Below are 18,090 nucleotides of genomic sequence, written 5' to 3'. Positions count from 1 at the left end.
ATGTTGGAAAATATTAAAAAATGAAATTTTTGATTAGTGGGTGCATTATTATTACTAATAACTCTATTTTTTGTTAGTTTATTAATGTTATGTTTACAAGTTAATCCATTATCATTTTGGAAAACTATTTTTATTAATCCTTTAACTAATTTAGTAAGTTTTAGTAATTTAATTGAAACATATAGTGTATTAATATTAACAGGATTAGCAGTAGCTATTACTTTTAAGTATCGTATTTATAACTTTGGAGTTAGTGGTCAAATGTTATTTAGTGCTATGATAACATATGTATTGGCAGTAGCTATTTATAAAAGTGGTGGTTATAGTCAATGAATTACTCCTTTTCTTTTATTAATTGCAGTTTTAATTGGTGCTTTAGCTGGTTTAATTATTGCAATTTTAAAAACTTATTTTAAAATTCATGAAATTATTAGCACTATTTTATTTAATTTTATTGCTTGAGAAGGATATAAAGGTTTAATAGCCAGTAATGTTTATCATAACTTAAAAATTCCAACACAAATTACTAATCTTAGATTTTCATTAATTAGTGGACCTTTTAGCATTAGTAATTTATTTTCTGCTGGTATTATTATTGCTATTATTGTCTTATTAATCGCAATTATTATTTTTAATAATCGCACTCTTGGTTTTAAATTAAATGCAATTGCTAAAAACCCCGTTGCTGCAAAATATGCCAGATTAAATCCCCAATATCAGGGTTTAATAATTTTACCAATTTCAGGAGCGATAGCAGGAATTGCTGGTTATCTTTATTTTTTAGGAGTTAATAATAATTTACCTTCGCTTTCTGCTCCAATTCAAGAAGGATTTTATGGGGTAGTAGTAGCTGCTTTAGCGGGATATACGCCAGGAGTTATTTTATTTTCATCATTTTTTATGAGTTTATTTATTAGTCCTATTGAAAATAATGCTTTTATGTATTTGAAAAATCCAGAAATTGCAATAATAGTATTATCAATAACCATTTACATTATTGGTATTTATCCTTTTATTTGGCATTACTTAACTCATTCTATTGCTATTAAAGAATATTTAATAAGACTAAAAAAGAAGTTAATATGAAAAAAAGAATTAATTAAGGATGAACAACAAAATGTTAAAATTGTTAATGTTGAATCAAAATCTTCAAAAATTTTTAAAAAAAATAAAATATTTAAAAGGAAAAGGAGAAAAAAATAATTATGTTACTCTCATTTTCAACAATTTTAGTTAATACATTATTATTTGCTTGTCCATTATTGTTGTTATGTACAGGTGGAATTTTAAATACTAGAGCAGGAATTGTTAATTTTGGTTTTGATGGTATTATGTGTACTGGTGCTACCACATATTGTATAATTGTTTCACAATTAAAAAATAATTTGGGTGGTGGAGTTGCAATTTTGGCATTTTTTATCACTATTATCATTGGAATTGTATTTGGCTTAATTCATAGTTTAGCAACCTTATTGTTTAGAACTAATCAATTTTTAGTATCAATGGTTATTAATTACTTTGGTTATGGATTAGCAGTAATTTTACCATTAACATTTACTGGAGAAATAAATTATTCATTAGCAAGTATTTATATTTATCAATTTTCTTGAATTGCAATTTTGGTAACCTTTTTAGCAATTTATATTTTTGCAGCTATTTTATTTTTGACTAAGCTTGGATTATACATTAGAGGAATTGGTGAGAATCCAACCGCAGTAGCTTTAAATTATATTCATGTTCGTCGTTCTCGATTTTATATTTCGCTATTTTCTAGTTCTTTAGCTTGTTTTTCAGGTGCTTTATTTGTTTATGTACTTCCAAGTACTTTTATTTATAGTAATAATTTTGCTGGTATTGGTTTTTTGGCAATTGCTTTATGAATGATGGCACACAGTAGATTTTTTTTAACTTCTATTATTTGTTTTATTTTTTCTTTTTTATATCAGTATATAAATGCTTCACAAACATTTATAGTTATTAGTAATAATATTCCAAGTTGATTATGGGGTATGTTTCCATATTTAATAGCATTAGTATCATTAATGATTTTTCGTCCTAATACAGAATTGGTAAAAAGTTGAGCGCAACCTTATGTTAAAGCAGGTAGAAAATGACAATAAAATTATATGCTAGCAATATTTTAAAACCTTTATCAAGTTTAATAAATATAATGTTTTAAATGTTTTTTAATAAATTAAGTTTTTATTTTTATTGTGTATAATAAATTTATTAAACAATGAAAAAAGGGGAAATTTAAATTATGGTAAAAAACTTAAATGACAGTTTTGAGAAATTGGCTGAACAGAACAATGAGAGTTTAGAAAAAAATATTAAAAAAATAAAAACATTTAAAAATAATGAGAAGAAAATAATTAATAAAATTTCTAATATTAACTATCAAAAAATTAATGATGATGAAGAAATAAGTTTTAAATCTAAAAAAATAAGTGTATAGTAATGTAAATTAGATTAAAACATTTATTTTTTAAGAAAATATTTTTTATAATTTGTATAATAATTTTTAAAAAAGAAAGATTGTTAAATACTAGTATTTATTAATAAATTGATTAGTTGTTATATTAAGAGAGGCTTTTTAATAATCTGTGTATTTTTGTTTTACAAAGTTACTAATTTAGATTAATTCTGTCTTCAAATTTTATCATAAAATGAGCAATTGCTGTATTTCAATTTTGAATAGGCAATGTTCATTTTTTTGTTATATTTTCAATTGCCAAGTAAAATATTTTGAAAACTGCCATATCATTAGGAAAAACTTTTTTATTTCTGATGATTTTTCGTAATTGACTATTAACAGATTCAATAGCATTTGTAGTATAAATCACTCTTTTGATTTCTACTGGATAACTAATAAAAACCATTAAATTATCTCAATTTTTATATCAAGATTTAGTAATTTGAGGATATTGTTTATTTCATTTACTTTCAAACGATTCTAAAGCTTGCATTGCTTGTTCTTCACTACATGCACTATAAATTGGTTTTAAATCTGCAACTAGACCTTTTCGATGTTTGTATGAAACATATTTTAAACTATTTCTAATTTGATGAACAATGCATAATTGATGTTCTGTTTTAGGATAAACTGATTGTATTGCTTCTGACATGCCTGTTAAATTATCACTACAAGCAATAAGAATATCATTTAAGCCACGATTTTTCATTTCTGTGAAATTAGATAATCAAAACTTAGAACCTTCATTTTCACTAATTCATAATCCTAAAACATCTTTTTTGCCTTCTAAATCAACTCCTAATGCTATATAAACTGATTTGTTAATAATCCGTTTATCTTGTCGTACTTTAACTACTATACAATCAAAATAAACAATAGGATAAATACTTTCTAATGGTCGATTTTGTCATGCTTTAACATCATCAATAACATCATCAGTAATTTGACTAATAACACTTTCACTAATATCAGCACCATGATATAACTCTTGCAACTGCATTCTAATGTCAGATAATGTCATTCCTTTTGCATACAAGGAAAGAACTTGTTGATCAAAACCATCAAATCTTCTTTGCCTTTTAGGAACTATTACAGGAGTAAAATTACTATTGCGATCTCTTGGTACATCAATTTCAATTTTACCTTGTTGAGTTATTAATTTTTTTGAACTTGTACCATTACGAGCATTTTCAGTAGTACTATGTTGATTTTTTTCATATCCTAAATAATTTTGCATTTCAGAATTCAACATTTTTTCAACTAATCTTTTTGTTAATTCTTTATATAAACCGCCAGGTTTAAAAACTGTTGTTAAATCTTCAGTATTTTCTAGTAATAAATCTACTGCTTTTGATATTGGATCATTATTATTAAAGTTATCTTTTTTAGCCATCTGTACTCACTCTTTCTAGTCATTTAATTATATTTACTAGAATTAATTAAACATAGTTATTTTTGTAAGTTACACAGATTACTAAACATTTCTTATTAAGATCTTGGTTTTCATATTTTGTTATTTCTTCATGCAAAGATTTTGATCATTTAATGTGTGAATTTAATGGTTTTACATTTTCTAATAATATAGATTCTTTATATTCTTGATTTGTACTGCTAATACTTTCTTTTTTTCTGCTTCTTGTTGGTAAATTTTTTTTGTTAAATCTTTTTTAGATTTGCTTTTTTGTTCTTGATTTTGGTATTTATTAATTAATAATTTTAATATTTTTCTTTTTTCTAGACTTAATGCTCCCATTTTTCTTGGACTTAATGCGGGTATTTGTTCTTTTGTGAGTGCTTCTATTTGTTGATTTGTAAGTCAACTAATTTGTTCTCTTGTCAATGCTTCTATTTGTTCTGCTGTTAGTAATGGTATTTGTTGGGGTGTTAAAGCTGTTATTTGTTCGATTGTGAGTGCTTGTATTTGCTCTATTGTAAGAGCATATATTTTTTTTGAAATAATTAGTGCTGAGATTTGTTTTGTTGTGAAATATGGTATTTGTTCTATTCTGAATGCGGGTATTTGTTCTTTTGTAAAGGATTGAATTTGATTTTCTGTAAATACTTGAATTTGCTTTTCGGTAAATGCTTGGATTTGTTCAATTATGAATCATTGTATTTGCTTTGAAATTAATTCATTTATGTATTTAATTGGAAATTCTTGTATTTGCTCTGGTGCAAATGATTGTATTTGTTTTTCTGTAAATACTCTATTTTGTTTTGGTGTTAGTGCTTGTATTTGCTCTATTGTAAATCAACTAATTTGTAAAATAGTCAATGAGGGTATTTGCTTTGGTGTTAGTGCTTGTATTTGCTCTATTGTAAATATTTGTATTTGTTCTTTGGTAAAATCTGGTATTTGTTCATAATCAATTCATTTTATTTGTTTTGGTGTTAGTGCTTGTATTTGTGAAACTTTGAATTTTTTAGTTCATTGTGAGGTAAACATTTTAACTTTATTGTAGTTAAGTGAACTTATTTGTTTAGTTGTCAATGCTTGTACTTGTGAGATTTTTAAATAATAAATTTGTGAATTTGTAAATCATTGAATTTGTTTAGTTGTGAATGCTTGTATTTGTCTTGATGTTAAGATAATAGTTTGCGAAGTTTTAAAATATGCTATTTGATTTTCGGTAAATGCTTGGATTTGTGAAACTGTAAATGCGGGTATTTGTTTTTCTGTTAGTGCTTTTATTTGTTTTTGGATGGGTTACACTTTTATAATTTGTTTAATAATTCTTATTATATGTGTTAATTATATTTGAGTTTAAAGAAAATAAAACGAAAATGATATTTTAAGCATTTTAAATTATTTAATTAATAATTAATTAAAAATAACATTAAATTTTGAAGGATAGTAGTTATGTGATAAAATTTCAACCATATACTAAAAAAACATTATAATTAAATATAAAATTATAATTAAATTATATTTAATTATTTAAAGCATTATATTTATAGTCTACTTTAAATAAAGTATTTTATTAAAAGATTGATTTAGGAGTAAGCAATGAATAAAGATTGAACTATAGGTTTAACTAATTTAACTTTAACACCAATAATGGAACAACAATTAAGTCGGTATTATAAAATTTTAATTGCTGAAAATAAAAAATATAACTTAACAACAATTATTGAAGAAGTAGAAGTTTATTATAAACATTTCTATGATGCTCTTTTAATTAGTAATAACATCACTTTGGATGATCAAAATATTTGTGATGTTGGTAGTGGTGCTGGTATACCAGGAATAATTTTAAAAATTTGTTTTCCCAAATTACAATTAACCATTATTGAATCAAATACAAAGAAATGTCAATTTCTAAAAACAGTAATTACTGAATTAAACTTAGAAAACGTTTATATAATTAATCAAAGAGCAGAAACATTTGCTCATCAATATCGTGAAACATTTGATATTGTAATAGCAAGAGCATTAGCACCGCTAAATATTTTAAGTGAATTATGTTTAGGATTAGTAAAAGTTGAAGGATTATTTATTGCCTATAAGGGTCTTAAAGTTGAAGAAGAACTTGCGTTGGCACAAAATAGTATTAACACAATGGGTGCAAAGTTAATTAATCAATTTACTGTTCAATTACCAAACAACTATGGTCAAAGAACAATCCTTCATTTTCAAAAATATAAATTATGTGCTTTAAAATATCCAAGACCTTATCAACAAATTAAAAGTAAACCTTTGTAAATAATATTAATTAAAATTAGTGTTAAACTTAATTAGTAGGATAAAATATTAGTCTATTAATTTAGAAAGGTAATTATTATGGGCAAAATTATTGCAATTGCTAATCAAAAAGGTGGAGTTGGAAAAACAACTACTGCTACTAATCTTGCTGCAGGTTTAGGTATAAAAAATAAAAAAGTGTTACTTATTGATTTGGATCCACAAGGTAGTGCTACTATTTCAATGGGTTTTGCTGCTGATAAAGTTGAACAAGATATATATGATGTTTTAGTACATGATGTTCCATTGGAAAAAGTCATTAAAACTGAAGTTTGTCAAGGAGTAGATTTATTACCATCGACCATTTCTTTGGCGGGAGCCGAAATATTTTTATTAGAGCAATCTCGTAATAAAAGAAATATTTTATTAGAAAAATTAGAACCCGTAAAGGAAGTATATGATTTTATTATTATTGACTGTCCGCCTAGTTTAGGATTAGTTAATCGTAATGCTTTAGCTTCAGCTAATTCAGTTATTATTCCGTTACAAGCTGAGTTTTATGCATTAGGTGGTTTGGTACAATTATTATCTACTATTCGTTTAGTACAACAATTATTTAATCCCAATTTAGAAATTGAAGGCATTTTATTAACTATGGTTAATATTAGAACAACTTCTTCTGTTGAAGTTATCAAAGAAATTCAAAAAAATTTTAGAGAAAAAGTTTATAAAAATTATATTCCAAGAAATGTAACCCTAAGTGAAGCACCAAGTCATGGTAAAAATATTTTTAGTTATCGGCCACGTTGCAGTGGTGCTATTGCTTATCAAAGTTTAGTGAACGAGGTGTTAAATAATGTCTAATGATAAAAAAAATCGTATTTCTGCTAAAGGTTTAGCATCAATTTTTGGTGAAGGTTTAAATGATTTGATAACTAACATTGAAAGTTCACCAGAAATTGCTAAAACTTTTTCACAAACTATTTCTCTTGCTAAAATTATTCCTAATCCATATCAACCACGTGTAGTATTTAATGAACAAGAAATTAAAGAACTAAGTGATTCAATTAAAATTCATGGTTTAATTCAACCAATTATTGTTAAAAAAACGATAACAGATGGTGTTTTTCAATTAGTTGCTGGTGAACGTAGAACTAAAGCTGCAAAATTAGCAGGTTTAACAGAGATCTCTGCAGTAACTATTGAAGTAACAGATCAACAATTAATGGAATTTGCTTTGATTGAAAATATTCAACGTGTTGATTTGAATGCTTTTGAAGAAGCACAGGCATATCAAACTTTAATTAGTAAAATGAAATGAACTCAAGAACAACTCTCACAAAAAGTTAATAAATCACGTAGTCACATTGCTAATACTTTACGAATTTTGCAATTGCCAGTAGAGATTTTACAAATGCTTCAACGCAATGAATTAACAATGGGTCATGTTAAACCATTATTAAGTTTAGGTACTAATCTTAATTTAATGGTAACTATTGCTAAAAGGGCATATAGTGAACAATGAAGTGTTCGTAAGGTTGAAGATGTTATTAAGATGCAACAATTAAGTTTAAATCAAAAACAAAATGTTAATAAAAAGTTAGATCTTCATTTAGTAGCATTAGAAAATACTTTATCAAGAACTTTAGATACTAAAGTAAAAATCAATAAAAAACAACTAATCATCAATTATAGTAATCACAAAGAATTAAATCGAATTTTAGAATTTTTAAAATTAATATAAATTTAAAATGAGTATAAATGTTTTAAAGCATTTATACTCATTTTTTATTTTGTAAATTTATTTTATGTTATTTCTCTAAAAGGAAATATTAATCCTGAATTAGTATAGATAATTAAGTTTGTAATAAAAACAAATAAGATAGACAAACCAATTGCAATTTTACTTATACCTAGTATGATTAATAATTTTTTTGATATATCATGAGGATAAGTTAAAAGTTTCTTTTCCATATTTTCCTCCTAAAAGTTATATTTATTTTTAAGCCTTACTTATTTATAATTATATACTATTGTAAAAGTTTTTATCATTATATTTGATGTTATAATGTTATTTAAAAAACATTGAAAGGAAAATTAAATATGCCAGAAAAAGATAAGAATACGTTATTTAAACGTATTATTTTTAGAAAATATAAAGATGAAATTAATTGAGTAAAAATGATTAATTATTTGTTTAAAGAAAGAAAAATTTTTGAAGAAGATGTAGCAATTTTAACCAAGTTATTTAATGAAAAAAATAATGATTGATTAAAAAAGTTTAATATTTCTGAGGAAGATGCAGTAATTTTAACTAAATTATTTAATCAAAAAATTAATAATTGATTAGAAAAAGAACAAATTTCTGAAGACAATGTATTGGATTTAACTGATTTGTTTAATGAAAAAATGAATATAAATGATGAAACTACTAAAGTTATTGAAATTGCTAAGTTACTTAAAAAGGCAGAAGATTTAAATAGGATACATGAAATATTAGATGAACTTCCTCCACGTTATTTTTCTGTTGATAACTGAGAAGATACTGATGAAGAAGATATTGAAAATGAAAGTAAAATAATGATTGCAGAAAATAGCAGTTTAAATAAAGAAGAAACTGTATCTATTTCTAATAGTCAAAAAGCATTTTCTAAACAAGATATTATCGATAGTGGTATATGCTTAGATGATAGTTTATCTACTTCTGAATTAGTGAGATCATTTACTGTTATTTAATTGTAATAGTATTAATATAAATAAATTAAAAAAACTAATTATACTAAAATTAGTAATTAAATTAAATATTAAAGATATTGAAATAGTTTTTAATTGTATTTTTTTTAAAAATATGTATAATCCTAAATATTAAAAGTTAATTTCTTTTAATATTATTTAATTTTAAAAGGTTATAACATACCACCTTGATTTTCAAATCAAGTTGGTATTTTTTGTTTTAAATATTTGAAATAACAATAATGAAATTATTATATTAATATTAAATTTAATAAAAAACAAAAAATAGGGAGGAAAATAATGCCAAACACATTTAATTTTAACAACATAACAAAAGGTCAACAATTAAAAATTTTTTTTAATAATAATAAAACATTAATTTTTAAGACAGAGAATGCTTCGCAAGGTACAAGATTTGTCGTATTTGGTGAAACATTGGAAGGAGAAAAAGTATTAATTCCTGCTTTTACTGCCGCAGAATTGGATACTAAATATAGTTATGTTGATGATAAATCACAACGGACTAACAATTTTATCGATTGAAAAAGTGAAACTAGATTTGGAAGAGTCATTTCTCGTTTTCTAGATGTAGAAGAAATTTATTTATTAAATGCTAAAGGTCAGTTAAGAAAATATAATGATACTTTTCATGATACTGTTTGTTTTCAAAGAAGTAATTTTTATGTGTCTAATGAAACCACTTACAATTTTGAAGATTTAAATTTGTTTTCTTTAAAAAAGAAAGTTTCCAATATTTTATTAGAACATAATAGAGGAACATTACCAATGACCGAAAATGTTTCTCTTATTAAACAAGCAGCAGAAAAAATTGGCGTTTCTTCAACAGCGAGTTCTGTTAAATTATTAACAATGGTAGGAAAATTAAAGTTATTTATACAAAAAATTAATCAATTGCATGAAGTAATAAACGTTTCTGCTTATTCGCAAGAGACAAATATTAATGTTGATGATATCACCTCATTAATTTCCCAAACAGAATTATTAAATAATTTAAATAATAAAACTGGCTCAATTTTTACTAAAGAAGAGTTAGCAAAATTTAAAATTAAATTAGAAGATGTTAAAATTGGTGACCAAACAAATATTTTTGACATAAAATTAAATTTTATGTATAAAATTGATGATAATAATTGAAGTAAATCTTTTACTTCTGCTACATTCCAAATTGAAACGAAATGAATAACAAAGTTAGAATTATTAGTAAACATTTATGATGGTGTATTTTCAATGCATTTTATTTTAAAACTGTTAAATTTAGAATCAGAAAAAACAACAAATGGTTTTAAGATGTTAGATCAAGAAATTGCAAAATTAGATCAAGAAATTGTAAGTTTTGTTAATTTAATTGCTGAAGATAACAAAGCGGTTGCTGATCTAGTCAATTTACAAAAAAAATGTAGAAAAAAAAATGCTTTTTTAAAAACAGAAAATAAATTAAAAAATGCAATTGCAGAAATGCAAAAAATTTTACATAAAAATGAAAAGATTAAACAAGAACGATTAAATTATTTGCTAACAAGGATAAAATTGGTTAATAATGTTCAAATGCTAAGTTATTTACAGAAAAGGTTATTGACAAAAAGTAAAGAATATTTAATAATAAGTAATGTTTTTAATGAGGTGCATAATTTATCTTTATATAGTAGAGAAGCTGTTAAAGGATATATTATTAGAAGCACTAAAAATAATAATTTATTAGCTACTGATTTTGATTATAAAATTGATAATTTATTTAATGAAAATTTTCCTGGATTTGTTGAAATTCATAAAAATTTACCTCTTGAACTTCAACATAAACCAGAAGCTGTTATTGGAAGTTTATTACAATTTTTAGAAGAACTTAAAGAAATAGAAAAAAATAAACTTTTAGCAAAGACAAGTCCTATTTATACATCAAAAAGGATGGGAGAATCTTATTTTTCGTTATTATCATATGCAAATTATGAAGGAATTTTTTCTGAAACCATAAACAATATTAAAGATATCAAATTAAAAATATTAAACTCTAAAAACAATGAAGAAATTAGAAAATATCAACAACAGTTAGAAGAAATATCTATTAAATTTTGAGAATCACAAAAAGATTTTACTAAGTTAGTTAATGAGTTAATGAATGTTTATTTTCCTAATGAGAAGCAAGAAATTTGGCTTAAGTTTGCGTTAGAAGAACATTTTTTATCAGAAAATCAAATATTAAAAAATAATGTTATTAAAAATTATAAAGACAAAGCAGAAGAAAAATTTACTAAGATAAGTAGTGTATTAAAAATAAATCAGCAATTAGTACAAGGTTTTCAAGAAGAATTATCTGATACATTCAAAGTCTCAAGACAAAGAATTAAACAAAAATTAAATCAACAAAGATTGGCAACTGGTAATTGAAAAGTTGATGATATTATTTCAATTAATAGTATAATCGATATTACTGGTATTAATGAAAAACAAGCAGTTTCATTTAAAGTTTTAACAAAAAATAAAGATAATTTTACTGTTATTATTCAATATTTAAATTCAAAAAAACAATTAGAATATAAAATAAGAGACATTACAATTAATAATTGTGGGACATTCAATTTTACTTTAAATAAAGAAGAAGTTACATTTCCAAATTGACAAGAAATTTTGAAGTTACAATCGTTAATAAATGATTATATAATTTGAAAAGATAAAGAATTAGTAGAACATGTAGAATTGTTATCGAACAAACTTAAAAAAATTAGTAATTCAGTTTTAAGTTTTGTTAAAGTTAATAATCAAAATTTTTTCAATAATTGAGAATGAGAAATTAATTTGCAAAAAATTAAAGAAAAATTATTAGTAACTATTGAACAAGAAATAGAAGAATATAAACAATTAATTGAAAAAGGTCAAATGCAATATGAAAAAAATTTAAAAATTAGTCAAGAATTAAAAGAAAATCTTACTAATGGTAATTTAAATTTTGTCTTTAGTGAAAACAGTAAAGAAAATATTAAAAATTTAAATCAAAATAAAAACAACACCAATGTAACATTTGATATTTTTTATTATAATAAAAAATATTTTTTAGGTAGTTATAAAACTGAAACATCTGCCATTAATTTTAAAATTCTTAGAGATAGTTTAATTGCAAAAAACAGGCTACTAGAAATAAAAGAAAAAGTTGCCGCCATAAGAAAATCAGTTTTAATAGTTGATAGTAAAATAAGAACGGCAGTTAATGATTTAACTAAGTTACATGATAGCATTATTGAACTTTTACAAATTAAGAAACAGGAATGAGAAACGTTAACTAATCATACAATTGTAAATGTTCAACTACAAAATCAAAAGATATTAGCACAATTAAAGTTAGATATCGAACAACTTGTTAAAAAAATCAGTTTTATTAAAAATAAAATTTCTGAATTAAGTAACCAAAAAATAGCAAATTCATGATTTTATAATGACTATCTAACTTTTATCAGATATTATGAGAAAGCGAATGAAGTTGCACCTTGAAGTATTGAAAAATATTTATGTTGAGATAAAAACTATAATATTATTAAAAACAATTTAAAAATATATACTGGTTATGATGATTTTGATGATTATAAAACAATATTTTTAAGTAAACTTTACAATATTAAAACTATTGATATTGAACACTGTCAAAAATCTTTAGTAGAAATATCAAAAACAAAATTTAAAAAACTTAGTTGATGACAAAAAATAATAAATAAATTATCGTGAACATGAAAAAAAACAAAAAGAAATATCAAAGTGATTAAAGAAAATAATATAAAAAATTTTGGAACTTTAATTGCAAATTTAAATGAAAATAAAACATCAATAGATAAAATAAGCGTACCTTATCAAAGACAAAGTATACCAGAACTATTACCAACATCTGAGCCTTGAGATGAATGAATAATTGAAAAAAAACCTAAATTATCACGTTCAAATAGTACTGATAGTGCGATAAGTTCACTTTCTTCTGAATTTGAAGAAAATGATTATTCTATTATTGATATCGATAAAATATTAAGAGAACTTAATAGTTATAGTTTTCCACAGTATAGTGATTTAGAAAGCAGTATTGAATCATCTCGTCAAGAATTTAATCATTGTCTTACTAGAACAGCATCTAGTGATAGTGGCATTTGTTCTGGTCAGATTACTCCTAAACCAGTTAGTACAAATCCTTTTGATGATGAAAGCGATAATGAAGAACTTGCTGGTAATACTATTAATGAATCTAATAATTTAGTAAATACTGTACCATTACCATCCAAATCAACTCCAAAATTAAATTTTTCTTAATTGATAATTAATTTTATATTTTTCTTTATAATTTATATGATACGATGTAATCATATAAGTAAAAGAAACAGGTGTATATTATATGTTAACTGCTGGTATCGTTGGTTTACCTAATGTAGGTAAATCAACATTATTTAAAGCCATAACCAATTCACAAGTATTAATTGAAAATTATCCTTTCGCTACTATAAAACCAAATATTGGTAGCGTTCCAGTCAATGATTCAAGAATTTTAAATTTAATAAAAATTTTTAATCCACAAAAAGTTGTACCAACAATTTTAGAATTACATGATATTGCTGGACTTGTCAAAGGCGCTAGTAAAGGTGAAGGATTAGGTAATCAATTTCTTGCCAATATTAGAACGGTTGATGCAATATGCGAAGTTATTCGTTGTTTTGATGATATTAATGTTACTCATGTTGAAAATAAAATTGATCCAATTAATGATTTTGAAATTATTGAATTGGAATTAATGTTAGCTGATCAAGAAGTAATAAGTAAACGAAAAGAAAAAGTTCGTAAAAAATCGCAAATAACTAGAGATAAACAAGGTATTGCTGAGGTAGCTTTATTAGAAAAAATTAATAATGAATTAAACAATGGTATTGCTATTCGCAATCAAAAGTTAAGTTCAGAAGAATTACTAATGATTAAACCTTATAATTTTTTAACTGCTAAACCAATAATTGTTATTGCTAATATTAATGAAAAAGATTTAATAACTAAAACTAATAAATATGTTGAACAATTACAACAATATATGAGCAAAAAAAATATTACTGTAATTGTTGTTTGTGCTAAGACAGAATGTGAACTTTCTGAATTAGAAGCAGAAGAAAAAAAAGAAATGTTTAAAGAGTTAAATATTTTTGAATCAGGAATTGATCAAATTGTATTAGCAACTTATAAACTATTAAATTTAGGTACTTATTTTACTGTTGGACCCAAAGAAGTTCATGCTTGAACTTTTATTAAAGGAATGAAAGCACCAGAGTGTGCTGGTATCATTCATACAGATTTCATGAAAGGTTTTATTAGACTTAAAGTTTATAATTATCAAGATATAGAATTATTGGGTAGTGAAAAAAATGTTCAGGAAAAGGGAAAAATGAGAGTTGAAGGTAAAAATTATATAGTTGAAGATGGTGATATTTGTCATTTCCTTTTTAATGTTTAGTTTTAAGATAATATTAATTATAAAAAGGTTATAGTTTTGCTATAATTAATTTGAAAATATACTAGCAAGAAAGGAAAAAATTATTATGTTAAAAAGTAATTTACAAAATCCTGATTCTGACATTCAAGAAAACAATTATGTTCCAAATAAAAAAACTAAAAAGTTTGATGTTCTTAATAAAATAAAAGTTTCAAGAGCTTTACTTTTTTGATCACCAATTGTGCAAATTATTGGTAGTATTGCTTTTTTAATACTATTAATAGTTAATGCATTTGTTGGGCAAAAAATGGGGTTTGAATTTAGTAAACTACAATTAGCTTTATCATTATCATATGTTGGAATTGCAATTTTAGTCAGTATTATTTGTTTTATGATACCAGCAAAGAAACTTAAAAAGAAATCTTCATTTAGAATTACTGCTATTTCAACATTAATATTATCAACATTAATGTTAAGCGGTAGTCTAGTTTTTTGATCAATACCAGTATTATTATTTTTTTCATTAATCTCATTAATTGTATGAATATGTGAAGTAATAGCAGCGATTATTTTAATTTTAGTAGTTGAAGAATTACCTAATGAAAAATAAAGTAGGTGAAAATAATGAAAATTAAAGATTTAGATAATCTTAAAAACAAAGAAACATGTTTTATTCCATATGAACAAAAAAATAAAAATGCATATTTTGTTTATTTGACAATATCAATAGTTCTTTTTTTATCAGTTTTTATTTTTTCATTATTTGCTGCTATTAATGTATCAAAATATAAATTATATAATGTACTTACTGATTTTAATTATCCTATTTTGAATTTATTTTATGCACCAATTGTTTGTTTAATTGCAATTACTGTAAGTATGATTTTATTAATATTTGCTCCTAGAGTAAGTATTGTCTCTTCAAAGTATAGCAGTAGAATGTTTTATACTGCTTTTTGATTATTAATTCTTAGTGTAATGTTAAGTTCAAAAGTACAATTAACTTATATTTCACAATCTGGAATATTATATAATGAAAATTATCATTGAATTAATCCAATTATTGCAAGAATATTTATTATTTTTAGTCTTTTTTTAATTTTGATTACACAACTATTTTTTTGAATTATGCGTAGAAAGTTTACATTTATGAACTCAGATTATGAAATTTATACTACTAGAAGTATGGAAAAAAAACAAAGACGAATTAGAAAACAAGAATTAAAAAAAATTAAAAAACAAGAAAAGGGATTTAGTAAAAAAACTTTGAATATTAAATAAGGGGGACAGATTTATGAGAATTCGTAATTGGTGGTTTATTAGTTTTTATTTATTATTAAGCACATTTATTATTTATGAATTATTTTTTTTAATTGCTTTGTCAAAAAATACAGTTTTAAAAGATTTATATTATTATGGTTTTCAAATTGCAGAACCTTCACCAAGTTTTAATCCTTCAAGTTATACTGCAGTTTATTATTTACCAGTAATAGGTTTGATTATAAGTAGTTTTGGGTTGATAAGTTGTATTTTTACGGCAAGAGTTTTTCTCGAAAAATCTCCTCGTTTTAAATTTGTATTTTTAGTTGTAAACTTTATAATTTTTGTTGTTGGATTTTTAATAAGTTTTTCTGGTCAATTGCTTTATTGTGAATGAAGTAATGATAGTGCACAAATAATACCTAATAGGGGTAGAACAATTGAAACACCAAGTTTTTATTATCGAAATTGAGTTTCTTCAACAATTGTTTGATCAATTTTTGGTTTTTATTTTGCATTACTTGTTGCAGCAGTTATTTTATTACTTAAATTAAATTTAATTAATGTTCAAACATATCACTTTTATCGTCAACGTATTGAACAAGCAATTGAATTTGAACCAGAATTAAAACAACCATTACCAAGTTCTAATGAATTTGATCCAAATGATACACAGACTATTACAATTTTTCTTGATGAAGAAGTAAATGAAAAATTACAATCTGAAACTAATCGTAAAAAAATAATGAAATCCTCTAAAAATAATAAAAAAAATTAAATTCTAAAAAAAAGACTAATAAAGTAGAAAAAAAGTTAGTAAGATTAAAAAATCTTAAATTTAATAAAGATGGTGAAAATATGAAAATTCGTGTACGATATGCACCTAGTCCTACTGGGTATTTACATATTGGTGGTGCTAGAACAGCATTATTTAATTATTTATTTGCAAAAAATAACAAAGGAGATTTTATAGTTAGAATTGAAGATACTGATTTAGAACGCAATATTGAAGATGGAATTAGTTCACAATTAGATAATTTACGTTGAATGGGAATAATTCCTGATGAAACTATTGATTTACCAGGTAAATATGGTCCTTATAAACAAACTGAACGTTTAAATATATATATTCAACATGCATTAATACTAATAAAAGAAAAAAAAGCATATTATTGTTTTTGTACACCTCAATATCTAGAAGAAATGCGTAAGAAACAAGCAGATAAAAATATTTTAGCTTTCCAGTATGATGGAACATGTTCAAAATTAGAGCAGTCTGTAATTGAAGAAAATTTACAAAATAAAATTTCATATGCTATTAGAGTTAAAATTCCCACTAATAAAAGTTATAAAATTAAAGATTTAGTTCGTGGTAATGTTGAATTTAATTCAGTAGATTTAGGAGATTACATTATTATTAAATCAAATGGAGTGGCCACTTATAATTTCGCTGTTGTTATTGATGATCATTTAATGGAAATAAGTCATGTTTTTCGTGGTGAAGAACATTTGTCAAATACACCAAAACAATTAGTTATTTATGAGTATTTTAATTGGAAAATGCCAATTTTTGCCCACTTAACATTAATTGTTAATAATAAACGTAAAAAATTATCAAAACGTGATGGTAGCATTATCCAATTTATTCATCAATATCGTAAAGAAGGATATTTACCAGAAGCAATTTTTAATTTTATTGCTTTATTAGGATGAAGTTCGCATGAAGAAAAAGAAATTTATACTAAAGAACAATTAATTAAATTATTTACCCCAAAATATTTAAGTAAAGCACCAAGCATGTTTGATCCAGAAAAATTAGTGTGAATGAATAATTATTATATTAAAAGATTAAATGTTGAACAATACTTAGCTTTAGTAACACCTTTTATTAAAGAAAAATATAATTGAAATAGCAAAACTATTGAATGATGAAAAGAAGTATTATTAATTTATCAATCACAGTTAGAATATGGTAGTCAAATTAATGAATTGGTAAGTTTATTTTTTAAAAATAATTTTAAGGTAGATATAGAAGCAAAGACTTTTTTGAATGATAATGAATGTAACTTAGTTTGTACAACATTTATTAAAAAGATTATTGATTGTAAAAATTGAACTAGTGATAATATTAAAAACATTATTAATGAAGTTAAAAAAGAAACTAATGTTAACGGCAAATTATTATTTATGCCAATTAGAATTATTACGACAGGACAAATGCATGGACCTGATTTAGTTAGCACCATTAAACTATTAGGTTATGATACCATTATTAATAATGTGAAATTAAATTTTAAATATTAAAGAAAAATAATTATTATTACTTATATAGAAAATATAATATTTACTTTTGTTATAAATAAAAATTATAAAATTGTTCTTTTTACTCAAAATAATTATTAAAATAGAAGAAAAATTTTATATTATGTTACTATTAAAATAAAAAATTAATAATACCTAAAATTTATAAGATATTAATGA

At 23.6% G+C, this 18,090-nt stretch carries 16 protein-coding genes; 13 read left to right on the top strand and 3 right to left on the bottom strand.

What is annotated here, in order from left to right:
- The 3 genes from AAHM95_RS01090 (at position 1) to AAHM95_RS01080 (ending at position 2,455) form a co-directional block, all read left to right on the top strand.
- Positions 1–1,203, top strand: coding sequence for an ABC transporter permease (locus AAHM95_RS01090; RefSeq protein WP_338974486.1), 1,203 nt, complete (start codon positions 1–3; stop codon positions 1,201–1,203).
- Positions 1,204–1,205: 2 nt separating this feature from the next.
- A complete protein-coding gene (locus AAHM95_RS01085; protein WP_342273858.1) occupies positions 1,206–2,120 on the top strand; it encodes an ABC transporter permease subunit in 915 nt (304 codons plus the stop codon).
- A gap of 140 nt (positions 2,121–2,260) precedes the next feature.
- Complete coding sequence (locus AAHM95_RS01080) at positions 2,261–2,455, top strand: hypothetical protein (protein WP_342273857.1); 195 nt, start codon at positions 2,261–2,263, stop codon at positions 2,453–2,455.
- Positions 2,456–2,627: 172 nt separating this feature from the next.
- Here AAHM95_RS01080 and AAHM95_RS01075 read toward each other — a convergent pair whose 3' ends face one another.
- Positions 2,628–3,866 carry an IS256 family transposase gene (locus tag AAHM95_RS01075; protein WP_281749630.1) on the bottom strand — a complete coding sequence of 413 codons (1,239 nt, stop codon included), beginning with the start codon at positions 3,864–3,866 and terminating at the stop codon, positions 2,628–2,630.
- 180 nt (positions 3,867–4,046) lie between these two features.
- Entirely contained in the window at positions 4,047–4,919 is an 873-nt protein-coding gene (locus tag AAHM95_RS01070) for a hypothetical protein (protein WP_342273856.1), read from the bottom strand.
- Positions 4,920–5,480: 561 nt separating this feature from the next.
- On the opposite strand from AAHM95_RS01070, the gene rsmG reads away from it, so the two are divergent.
- The 3 genes from rsmG to AAHM95_RS01055 all read left to right on the top strand — a co-directional run bounded on the left by rsmG (position 5,481) and on the right by AAHM95_RS01055 (position 7,899).
- Entirely contained in the window at positions 5,481–6,176 is a 696-nt protein-coding gene (rsmG, locus tag AAHM95_RS01065; protein ID WP_342273855.1) for a 16S rRNA (guanine(527)-N(7))-methyltransferase RsmG, read from the top strand.
- 78 nt (positions 6,177–6,254) lie between these two features.
- Positions 6,255–7,019: a ParA family protein gene (locus AAHM95_RS01060; RefSeq protein ID WP_174480209.1), complete on the top strand. Its 765-nt coding sequence runs from the start codon at positions 6,255–6,257 to the stop codon at positions 7,017–7,019.
- A complete protein-coding gene (locus AAHM95_RS01055; protein WP_281749040.1) occupies positions 7,012–7,899 on the top strand; it encodes a ParB/RepB/Spo0J family partition protein in 888 nt (295 codons plus the stop codon). The genes AAHM95_RS01060 and AAHM95_RS01055 overlap by 8 nt, the downstream gene beginning before the upstream one ends.
- A 62-nt stretch (positions 7,900–7,961) precedes the next feature.
- Here the strand turns inward: AAHM95_RS01055 and AAHM95_RS01050 are convergent, their stop codons facing one another.
- Positions 7,962–8,129, bottom strand: coding sequence for a hypothetical protein (locus AAHM95_RS01050; protein WP_281749041.1), 168 nt, complete (start codon positions 8,127–8,129; stop codon positions 7,962–7,964).
- A gap of 129 nt (positions 8,130–8,258) precedes the next feature.
- On the opposite strand from AAHM95_RS01050, the gene AAHM95_RS01045 reads away from it, so the two are divergent.
- The 7 genes from AAHM95_RS01045 to gltX all read left to right on the top strand — a co-directional run bounded on the left by AAHM95_RS01045 (position 8,259) and on the right by gltX (position 17,913).
- Positions 8,259–8,891, top strand: coding sequence for a hypothetical protein (locus tag AAHM95_RS01045; protein ID WP_339040747.1), 633 nt, complete (start codon positions 8,259–8,261; stop codon positions 8,889–8,891).
- 297 nt (positions 8,892–9,188) lie between these two features.
- Complete coding sequence (locus tag AAHM95_RS01040; protein ID WP_342273854.1) at positions 9,189–13,190, top strand: hypothetical protein; 4,002 nt, start codon at positions 9,189–9,191, stop codon at positions 13,188–13,190.
- 82 nt (positions 13,191–13,272) lie between these two features.
- A complete protein-coding gene (gene ychF, locus AAHM95_RS01035; protein ID WP_338974522.1) occupies positions 13,273–14,370 on the top strand; it encodes a redox-regulated ATPase YchF in 1,098 nt (365 codons plus the stop codon).
- 85 nt (positions 14,371–14,455) lie between these two features.
- Positions 14,456–14,959 carry a hypothetical protein gene (locus AAHM95_RS01030; RefSeq protein ID WP_252319777.1) on the top strand — a complete coding sequence of 168 codons (504 nt, stop codon included), beginning with the start codon at positions 14,456–14,458 and terminating at the stop codon, positions 14,957–14,959.
- A 14-nt stretch (positions 14,960–14,973) separates the two neighbouring features.
- Positions 14,974–15,630: a hypothetical protein gene (locus AAHM95_RS01025; RefSeq protein ID WP_342273853.1), complete on the top strand. Its 657-nt coding sequence runs from the start codon at positions 14,974–14,976 to the stop codon at positions 15,628–15,630.
- A 13-nt stretch (positions 15,631–15,643) separates the two neighbouring features.
- A complete protein-coding gene (locus tag AAHM95_RS01020; RefSeq protein ID WP_342273852.1) occupies positions 15,644–16,387 on the top strand; it encodes a hypothetical protein in 744 nt (247 codons plus the stop codon).
- Between the two features lie 80 nt (positions 16,388–16,467).
- Positions 16,468–17,913: a glutamate--tRNA ligase gene (gene gltX / locus AAHM95_RS01015; RefSeq protein WP_338977989.1), complete on the top strand. Its 1,446-nt coding sequence runs from the start codon at positions 16,468–16,470 to the stop codon at positions 17,911–17,913.
- Positions 17,914–18,090 lie beyond the last annotated feature (177 nt).

Source organism: Spiroplasma endosymbiont of Phycita roborella (assembly GCF_964031195.1).
Lineage (GTDB): Bacteria > Bacillota_I > Bacilli_A > Mycoplasmatales > VBWQ01 > Spiroplasma_E > Spiroplasma_E ixodetis_A.
The sequence above is the reverse complement of the archived record's forward strand: the minus strand, read 5'-3'. Positions and strand labels throughout refer to the sequence as shown.